This is a genomic window from Flammeovirga sp. EKP202, from assembly GCF_014534745.1.
Taxonomy (GTDB): Bacteria; Bacteroidota; Bacteroidia; order Cytophagales; family Flammeovirgaceae; genus Flammeovirga.
In genome coordinates this window covers 263,842-272,282 of sequence record NZ_JACVVP010000002.1, presented here as the reverse complement: position 1 = coordinate 272,282, position 8,441 = coordinate 263,842, and the positions used below count along the sequence as shown (strand labels likewise).

Below are 8,441 nucleotides of genomic sequence, written 5' to 3'. Positions count from 1 at the left end.
CGGAGTACTTAGCCTCTTGACAAATCGTGTATGCATCGCACGTTTAGTGGTCAACCCATTACCAAGTGTTTATCGTAGACTCTCCACCCCCGAGACAGGAGGGCATGTCTGCCAGTTTCATCACCTTACAGTGTATTTCAAATTTTTGAAGGGTTTTTGCGATTCGTTTAATCTTTTTCCCTTTTCGTTGATACAAAGTAAGAGAATATTAATTTTAAATACAAACTTTTCAATAAAATAATTTATTATTTACAATAATGGTAAAAATAAAGCTTAATATTTGATAGATTCGTAATTCAGTTGGCGTATTTTAAGTGTTAATTAGTGAATTATTAAAACGGGAAATTGAGGCATAAAAAAAAGCTTCCAAATTCATTTGAAAGCTTATAAATATTGTAATGAAATAATCAGAATAATATTATTCTGATAACATTCAGTATTAATTCATGATAATAATAGTACTATGGAACTATCTTTATTTATCATAATTATGTCTGAAGGATGAAAATAGTCGGTTTTTTATGGATGTCAACCTTTTTAGATTTCCACTCTTTCAGGGTGAATGTTTTAATATATTCATCCTCTGCTTGTATGTTGGAAGCAACGCAAAGTTTTGTGTTGGGATTTAAGTGCTCACAAATATCTTCAAGCATCGCTGTATTTCTAAATGGAGTTTCCATGAAGATTTGAGCTTGATAGAATTTAGTCGACTCAGTTTCCAATCTTCTAAGTGCTTTGATTTTTTCAGTTTTTTGAATTGGCATATAACCATGAAAGGCAAATTTTTGACCGCTCAATCCAGAAGCCATTAGGGCAAGTAAAATAGAAGATGGGCCTACTAATGGTTTTACCTTGATTTTATTTTGATGAGCATATTGCACTGCTAAAGCACCAGGGTCAGCAACACCTGGACATCCTGCTTCAGAAATAACCCCAATATTTTCACCTTTAGGGACATTCTTGAATAAATTTTTAACCTGCTCCGGCTTTGTCTTCTTGTCTAAAATCTGAAAATGAAGATCTTGTACTGTAATACCATCAATTTTCCAACCACCAATAAACCGGCGTGCCGTTCTTAGGTCTTCTACAAGATAGTATTTTGTACTTTTTATGGCCTCTTGGGTTTCAGGGGGTAAAACATCGTATCGATCGGCGGCAAGCAAACTTGGTATTAGATATAAAAACACAAGGAAAATGGTTTAAATGGTAAGAAAATTGATGTTTAACTGATTACTCTAAATAAATATTAATTCATTTTTTATTAATATTACAGAGAGTAGTTACAACACTTCTTTTGTTAATTTTACAAACTTACGAAATAGACTAGTTTTTATACTTGAAACAGGCAATAAATAATATAGACTTGGAGAATGTTGATTATAGAGTTATAGCAAAGAAGACGATATTTGTGATTTGTGCGTTCTACTTGATGTTCATTTCATTTGGAACAATGAAGTTTGCTTTTACTCTTTTAGGAACAGGGTTGGCGGAAGAATTAGTAGCAGTAGAGCATAATCCATTTATCTATTTTTTTATAGGCCTTTTAGGGGCAGCAGTTTTTCAGAGTAGTTCAGCAGTTACCGCTATAGTGGTAGGAGCAGTTGGATTAGGGAAATTGTCGTTAGACGACGCCGTTTTTATTGTAATGGGTGCAAACATTGGTACTACTGTAACGAGTACTATTGTGGCATTGAGTTATATAGATGATAAGAGTATTTTCATGAGAGCACTTTCAGGAGCAGCTTTGCATGATTTCTTCAATATTTTTGTAGCCTTAATTTTCTTGCCGTTAGAGCTATCCACTGGATTTTTGTCCAACTTATCACAATCTATTGCAAGTAATTTCTTTAAACAAGATCTCTCAATAGCGAATACTAATACTCGTTTTGAGGGTTTAAATATTGGTGTAGATCAAATTAGTCATCTCCTTTTTGAATCTCTTACGGATTATCCTTGGGTTATTTTGGGGATATCAGTTCTTATGTTGATTATTTCTCTGAAGTTAATTGGAGGAATGACCAAAGAAGTTTTTATCAACAATTCTCAAGTACAATCTGTTAATGCACTTTTTAAAAATGATGCACTAAGTTTACTCTCTGGGATATCCCTTACCGCTATTGTACAGTCAAGTTCTATTACATCATCGCTGATTGTTCCTTTGACTGCAAGTAAAAAAATTACGCTTCCAAGGGCTTATATGTTTATTATGGGTGCGAACGTTGGTACTACCATTACCGCTTTATTTGCGGCATTAGCAACGGGGACGGAATTTGGTGTTGAGATTGCACTGACACACGTTCTTTTTAATGTATTGGGAGTGGTTATTTTTACTACTGTACCAACTTTAAAAAGAGTTCCAGTATGGTATGCTAGTAAGTTAGGCTTTTTTGCTGCGAAGGAAAGAATTTTTGGGTTTGTATACTTATTCCTCCTCTTTTTTGTATTGCCTTTTATATTAGTTTGGTTGAATACTTAATTCACCTCATCACTATTGATGAATTTTCTTCTGATACTTTTATACATGATTAAATTAAGACCAATCGTCATGAAAATAGTATCAATAATAGTTCTACTCCACTCTTTTGAATCGTTTTGGTAGTGAGTGAGTGGTAACCAAAATATAAAACTTAGCCCAAAGACAAGAAACCATTTATAAATCCTTACTCTCCAAGCTTTTTGATTTCTTAATTCCATATTTCAGCTTCTTCCTTAGAGTAGGTGTACTTAATAGGTTTTTCTTTCATGCTGTTTGATTTCCCTTTTGTAGTTCTTTGAGGAATATCTTTGAAGTGAGGGGCAAAACGATGCTTCTGAACAAATTTATAAGAGTTTTTACCGTGACCTTTGCCATAATACATCTTTGTGAGGGTAAGCTGTTGCTTCACTTTTATATAGTTAGGTTTAAAGTTTGCCGCTTGTCTTGCAATTCTTCGGTTTCTTGAACGGTCGATAACAACATATCCTTCATAGTGAGCGGCTTTTTTACCCACCTTTCTCCCTTTATTTTTTTCAACGACTACATATCCTCCTTTGTAGTTGGCAGCAGCTTTATTAATTCTTTTTCCTTTATTTCTTTCTACAACCACATACCCTTTATGGTTTGCAACTGTTTTATTCATCTTTTTTCCTTTGTCCTTGTCGATCGTTACTTCTACAGCATTACCAAGTTTCTTCTTGTTGTTTTTAGTTTTTTGTTTTGCAGAAGTCGCATTGATATAAGGTTTGAACTTTTTCATGTCTTTAGAGACATTTTTACGTGCATTGTCAGACAGTCTTACATCAGAATCAACTTTGCCTGCCATTTTCACATTGCGCTTAGACCTTTGCTTATCTAGCGGGGTATTGGTCACCTTTGTTTGTTTGTTCTGGAAATCTTCATAAGTATTCACTTCCTCTTCTTTTTTCTTTTGGGCACTTACATCATTGAAGATGAATAGTACGAAAAAAGTTAAAAAGAGTACGGAAAGTTTTTTTATTGAAAACAATTGATGAGCCATGTTGTTAGATGAAACATTTTTAATATTGAGATAACAACCATAGATACAAGAAGCCATTTAATAAAAGTATTGGCTTTTTCTGATCCTGATGCAAATTTACCTGCAAACCATGTGCCTATCACTTGACCTATAGCTAATAAGATAGCGGCTATCCATACTACTTGTCCTTTTAGAAGAAAAACTATAAATACTGGAAGGGTGTAAGTGGCAATGATCAGCATTTTGATTGCATTAGCTCTAATTAACGTCATTTTTCCCAATTTTGAAACACCCACCAAAATCATGATTCCAATTCCTGCTTGAACAAACCCGCCATAAAACCCAATAGCAAAGAAAATGATATTATCTCTCCAGGATTTAAACTTAGGTTTTTGGCCTACTTTCATTGTAAATGCTTGAGAGGATTCTCCTCCTTTAAAGATCGGAATGAGCATCAATACCATTAGAGTACCAATAACATATTGTAAAGTTTCTTCATCTATATCAGCTACAGTAAACGCTCCGAATACAGCACCTATCAGTGATGGGATGAGGTATTTAAGAGAAGAGGGAATATCAAGAAGTTTATTTTTATGAAAAGTATAGGCACCAGTGAAGTTTTGAAATAGTATGCCTAATCTATTTGTACCGTTTGCCATGCCTACAGGCATCCCCAAAAACATCAATAAAGATAGCGTAAACAATGACCCTCCACCCGCAAGTGTGTTAACTATACCTGCAACAATTCCTGTAATAATATAGGCAATGATTGATGTGTATTCCAGTAAGTGAGGATCCATGGATAGTTTTTAGGGTAATTTCTCTTTTTTCACATGAGTTAAGTAAGTTCTCCACCTAAAAGTTAACTATATTTGCAGTCAAAAATCAAATAATACAGAACAAAATGTTATTAGTTTCATATATATCTGAAAATAAAGCGGAAGTAATCGAAGGGTTGAAAAAAAGATTCTTCGACGAACCTGAAGCTACAATAAATAAAGTTCTTGAGTTAGATGAGGAAAGACGTCAAACTCAAAAAGATAGAGATGATGCTCAAGCAGAAGCCAACAAAAGCGCAAAGCAAATTGGTATGCTTATGAAGTCAGGTCAAAAAGACGAGGCTGAAGCTGCGAAGGCATCTGCTGCAACAAATAAACAAAAAGCGAAGGACTTGAGTTCAAGAGTATCTGAGCTTGAGGGAGAATTACAAAAATTACTTTATCAAATACCAAACATTCCAAGAAAACACGTTCCAGTGGGGAAAACTGATGAGGATAATGAAGTAATGTATGAGCGAGGTGAAAAACCAACTTTACCTGAAAACGCAAAACCTCATTGGGATTTGATTGAGCAATATGATATTGTTGATTTTGAATTAGGAAATAAAGTAACTGGAGCAGGATTCCCATTCTACAAAGGAAAGGGTGCACGTATCCAAAGAGCATTGATCAGCTTCTTTTTAGATGAAGCAACAGATGCTGGATATATGGAAGTACAACCTCCAATTCTTATTAACGAAGCTTCAGGTTACGGTACAGGTCAGTTGCCAGACAAAGAAGGACAGATGTACTATATGGGTGCAGATGATCTTTATTTGATTCCAACAGCTGAGGTGCCAATCACTAATATGTTCAGAGGAGAGTTGTTACAAGAAAACGATCTTCCAAAGAAAATGGCAGGGCATACTCCTTGTTTCAGAAGAGAAGCAGGTTCTTGGGGTGCTCACGTAAGAGGGTTGAATAGACTTCACCAATTCGATAAAGTGGAGATCGTGGAGATCCAAAAACCAGAGGATTCAGAGGAAGCACACGAAAGAATGACAAAACATGTAGAGATGCTTTTAGAAAAATTAGAGCTTCCTTACAGAAGATTGTTATTATGTAGTGGAGATTTAGGTGTGAACGCCAATCTTTGCTATGATTTAGAAGTGTGGTCTGCAGCTCAAGGACGTTGGTTGGAAGTAAGTTCAATCAGTAATTTTGGAAACTACCAAGCTAACCGCTTGAAATTGAGATATAGAGATAATAATAAAAAGACGTCTTTATTACATACCTTGAATGGTTCAGCATTGGCTTTACCACGAGTTTTAGCGGCAATTCTTGAAAATAATCAAACCGAAAAAGGTATAATGATTCCTAAAGTATTGCAAAAATATACGAATTTCGAGGTAATAGACTGATAGATAGTTGATATTTATCGTTGTTAACGGGTAAGTTACTTGTTTATTAATTATAAATACAATATTTTTGCATTCCGTTTGGGAGAAGTTCGTGAGGATGGTATTCCAAGCTTTATCTAAGAATTTTAATACATATATATAATGGCAAATCATAAGTCAGCAAAAAAGAGAATTCGCTCTAACGAAGCGAAACGCTTGAGAAATAGATATCAACTTAAGTCTACTCGTACTTTTGTGAAGCGTTTACGTGAAACAAAAGATCACGGTGAGGCAGTTGAGCTTTATAACAAAGTTGCATCTATGATTGATAAGTTAGCTAAGCGTAACATCATTCATAATAAAAACGCAGCAAACAAGAAATCTAAATTAGCGAAGCACGTAAACAAACTTGCTGCTTAATTTTAGATTAGAAGCTAAAGTTGAAAAACATTGAAGCCAAGATTTATTAAATCTTGGCTTTTTTTTTATTTTTACTATCAATCTCTTCTTTTTAATAACCCAATTATCAATGATACATTTAAAGCACTTTCTCACTATTTTTTTATTCTTATCTACTTTAACTATTTATGCTCAGACTTGGGATTTCCTAAAAGCGGATACTACCGACGCAAATAAAACCTATCCAAGACAAATATTCGGACAAACCAAAGTGCATTTTGGAGGTCACTTTTCAACGGGAGTTGATGGCTTGGAGGAAGTAGAACGTAACTATTTTTCTGCTTTAGAATTGAGGGTAGGATGGAAAGGATATGGTAGAAAAAAATGGCATAAACTATTTGGTTATCCTAACTATGGATTTGGCTTGTACCAAGCTACATTCTTTCCCGAAGCGAATATTTTAGGGAGCCCTTCTGCAATGTACGGCTTTTTCAATGCTCCTTTTAGGCGTTACAAAAAATGGAGTTTAATGTATGATTTAGGTGTAGGTTTAGCTTATGATTTCTTTGGCTATGATCCAAAGGATAATCCAGATCAGACCGCAATAGGTAGTGAATTTAATGTCTATTTTACAGTGAGTGTAGAGGGAGAGTTTAAGATCTCACCGAGAATAGACGGTACCGTAGGTCTTTTATTTACCCATTTTTCAAACGGAAGAACAAGAACACCTAATAAGGGTGTAAACTTATACGGTTTGAATGCAGGAATTAAGTACAATTTCAACACCTACATCCCGAAAAAAGGGAGTCAATTTGTAGATAGTAAAAAGGATCCTCGATTGGCATATATTGATCACACTTTTGGAGAGTTTAAGCCGTTTTGGGAGTATTATACTTTTGTTGCTGGCGGTTGGAGTACTTCACCTTATGACATTCAAGACCGTGAATTGTATTATGGTGTGGGGACAATAGCATTTGATGTGGCAAGGCATTATAGTTATAAAGGTAAATACGGAATAGGTATAGATGTTTTTCACGATGGTTCATTGGTAGAAGAGTATCAATCTCAATATCCGAATGGTGTGCCGAATAGTAAATTGTGGTATGCAGGTATTCACTTTTCGCATGAATTATTAATCCATAGAATTACTTTGGTGACGCAAGTAGGAATTCCATTTACAAACGTAGAAGGCCGTGGAGGGTGGTATGCAAGAGTAGGAGGACGTTACGATTTCTCTCGTAAGTTCTTTGCTCATTTAGCTTTAAAAACGCCAGGAGGGTTTATTGCGGACTTTGTAGAGTGGGGAGTTGGGTTTAGAATGTACTCAAATAATAAAGACCCAAGAATGTAGTACCTTAAAACAGTTGCTTCCATGTTCCTTTCCATAAGTTGTATTTAAAGGTACTTGGGAGTGATTGCCAAAAATATTTATTGATTTCAACACTGAAAGAAGGTTGCATATAGCAGTTGATTGCACATCCTTCACATTCAGGAATTCGTCCTTCATTTTGGATGATTTCCTGAATTTTTTTTGACTGATATAATTCAGTTAAGTTGTTGTTGATAGGAAATGCTTGCTTGCCTAGATGGTAACAAGGAAGTATTAATTCATTTTTTGGAGAAATCACAATACAACTACTCGCTGCCTTGCAGATAGGTTTTTCAATTTTGTTACCTCCATCTTTTCGTAGATTGATTAATGCATCATTTAGAAATACCCTCTTTTTATTTTTCCACTGTTCTACTGTTTTTAATGTACTTTCAGAAAGCCCGCCACCTATATCACCATAAGAGAAAAGAGGATTGAGAATGAGTACAAGGTTTTGGGGTGAAGTGATATTTTGATAAACATTCTCAATTTCATGAACATTGTCATCCATTACTGTAAATAAAATATCAGGCTTTTCGCCTAAGGAAAGTGCAATATCTATCGATTCCATCACTTTGTCGTAACACTTTACGCCTCTGCCTTCATCATGTTTTTGTGCATCATAGGAATCCAATGAGAAATGAAGCATATCTATGAGTCCTTTCAGTTGCGATGCACGTTTAGGATAGAGCAAACCATTGGACGTAACGGTGGTGATAAAACCGTATTTTTTGGCGAGTTCAAGTAATAGATGTAGTTCTTGATGTAAAAGAGGTTCTCCACCTGTAAAATCAATGACCCTAACGCCTAACTTTTTTAAGGCTTTAAAATTCTCTTCAGCCTGTTCCAACGTAATATATGGAGAAGGTTTTTCCCAAATATCACAAAAATGACACTTGGCATTACACCTGTAAGTGACATAATAATTACATAAAACGGGATGGGAGATAAGTCTCATGGGAGGAAGAGGTGAGAGGGAAGAGGGAAGAGGTGAAAGGGAAGAATTGTTGATGCTGTATTGTACTACGAATCACTTCTT

Annotated in this window: 9 protein-coding genes; 4 read left to right on the top strand and 5 right to left on the bottom strand. The window is 35.1% G+C overall.

Going from position 1 to position 8,441, the window contains the following annotated elements; translation table 11 throughout:
* Positions 1 to 488: 488 nt before the first annotated feature.
* The gene (locus IC221_RS02195) at positions 489 to 1,187 is read right to left on the bottom strand and encodes an SAM-dependent methyltransferase (RefSeq protein WP_188167400.1); all 699 of its coding nucleotides are present in this window, start codon (positions 1,185 to 1,187) and stop codon (positions 489 to 491) included.
* A 149-nt stretch (positions 1,188 to 1,336) separates the two neighbouring features.
* Between IC221_RS02195 and IC221_RS02190 the strand changes: the two genes are divergently transcribed.
* Positions 1,337 to 2,476, top strand: a complete 1,140-nt coding sequence (locus IC221_RS02190) for a Na/Pi symporter (protein ID WP_188167399.1) — start codon at positions 1,337 to 1,339, stop codon at positions 2,474 to 2,476.
* On the opposite strand, the gene IC221_RS02185 is transcribed toward IC221_RS02190, so the two are convergent.
* From IC221_RS02185 to IC221_RS02175, 3 genes are read right to left on the bottom strand one after another with little or no spacing between them, the layout of a single operon-like run.
* Complete coding sequence (locus IC221_RS02185) at positions 2,473 to 2,694, bottom strand: hypothetical protein (RefSeq protein ID WP_188167398.1); 222 nt, start codon at positions 2,692 to 2,694, stop codon at positions 2,473 to 2,475. The two genes, IC221_RS02190 and IC221_RS02185, sit on opposite strands and share 4 nt — an antisense overlap.
* The gene (locus IC221_RS02180; RefSeq protein WP_188167397.1) at positions 2,685 to 3,497 is read right to left on the bottom strand and encodes a hypothetical protein; all 813 of its coding nucleotides are present in this window, start codon (positions 3,495 to 3,497) and stop codon (positions 2,685 to 2,687) included. The genes IC221_RS02185 and IC221_RS02180 overlap by 10 nt, the downstream gene beginning before the upstream one ends.
* The gene (locus tag IC221_RS02175; protein WP_188167396.1) at positions 3,473 to 4,276 is read right to left on the bottom strand and encodes a sulfite exporter TauE/SafE family protein; all 804 of its coding nucleotides are present in this window, start codon (positions 4,274 to 4,276) and stop codon (positions 3,473 to 3,475) included. The genes IC221_RS02180 and IC221_RS02175 overlap by 25 nt, the downstream gene beginning before the upstream one ends.
* 104 nt (positions 4,277 to 4,380) lie before the next feature.
* Here IC221_RS02175 and serS point away from each other — a divergent pair, with 104 nt between their 5' ends.
* The 3 genes from serS to IC221_RS02160 all read left to right on the top strand — a co-directional run bounded on the left by serS (position 4,381) and on the right by IC221_RS02160 (position 7,384).
* A complete protein-coding gene (gene serS, locus IC221_RS02170) occupies positions 4,381 to 5,655 on the top strand; it encodes a serine--tRNA ligase (protein ID WP_188167395.1) in 1,275 nt (424 codons plus the stop codon).
* 141 nt (positions 5,656 to 5,796) lie between these two features.
* Positions 5,797 to 6,054 (top strand): 30S ribosomal protein S20, encoded by a 258-nt coding sequence (gene rpsT, locus IC221_RS02165; RefSeq protein WP_062614566.1) that lies wholly within the window; start codon positions 5,797 to 5,799, stop codon positions 6,052 to 6,054.
* Positions 6,055 to 6,163: 109 nt separating this feature from the next.
* Entirely contained in the window at positions 6,164 to 7,384 is a 1,221-nt protein-coding gene (locus IC221_RS02160; RefSeq protein WP_188167394.1) for an acyloxyacyl hydrolase, read from the top strand.
* 4 nt (positions 7,385 to 7,388) lie between these two features.
* On the opposite strand, the gene IC221_RS02155 is transcribed toward IC221_RS02160, so the two are convergent.
* Positions 7,389 to 8,360, bottom strand: a complete 972-nt coding sequence (locus tag IC221_RS02155; protein WP_188167393.1) for a radical SAM protein — start codon at positions 8,358 to 8,360, stop codon at positions 7,389 to 7,391.
* Positions 8,361 to 8,441: the final 81 nt, after the last annotated feature.

Excerpts from the sequence above, each read along its gene's own strand:
- IC221_RS02160 (WP_188167394.1), top strand. The coding sequence starts at position 6,164 with ATGATACATTTAAAGCACTTTCTCACTATTTTTTTATTCTTATCTACT.
- IC221_RS02180 (WP_188167397.1), bottom strand. The coding sequence starts at position 3,497 with ATGGCTCATCAATTGTTTTCAATAAAAAAACTTTCCGTACTCTTTTTA.
- IC221_RS02175 (WP_188167396.1), bottom strand. The coding sequence starts at position 4,276 with ATGGATCCTCACTTACTGGAATACACATCAATCATTGCCTATATTATT.
- rpsT (WP_062614566.1), top strand. The coding sequence starts at position 5,797 with ATGGCAAATCATAAGTCAGCAAAAAAGAGAATTCGCTCTAACGAAGCG.
- IC221_RS02185 (WP_188167398.1), bottom strand. The coding sequence starts at position 2,694 with ATGGAATTAAGAAATCAAAAAGCTTGGAGAGTAAGGATTTATAAATGG.
- serS (WP_188167395.1), top strand. The coding sequence starts at position 4,381 with ATGTTATTAGTTTCATATATATCTGAAAATAAAGCGGAAGTAATCGAA.
- IC221_RS02155 (WP_188167393.1), bottom strand. The coding sequence starts at position 8,360 with ATGAGACTTATCTCCCATCCCGTTTTATGTAATTATTATGTCACTTAC.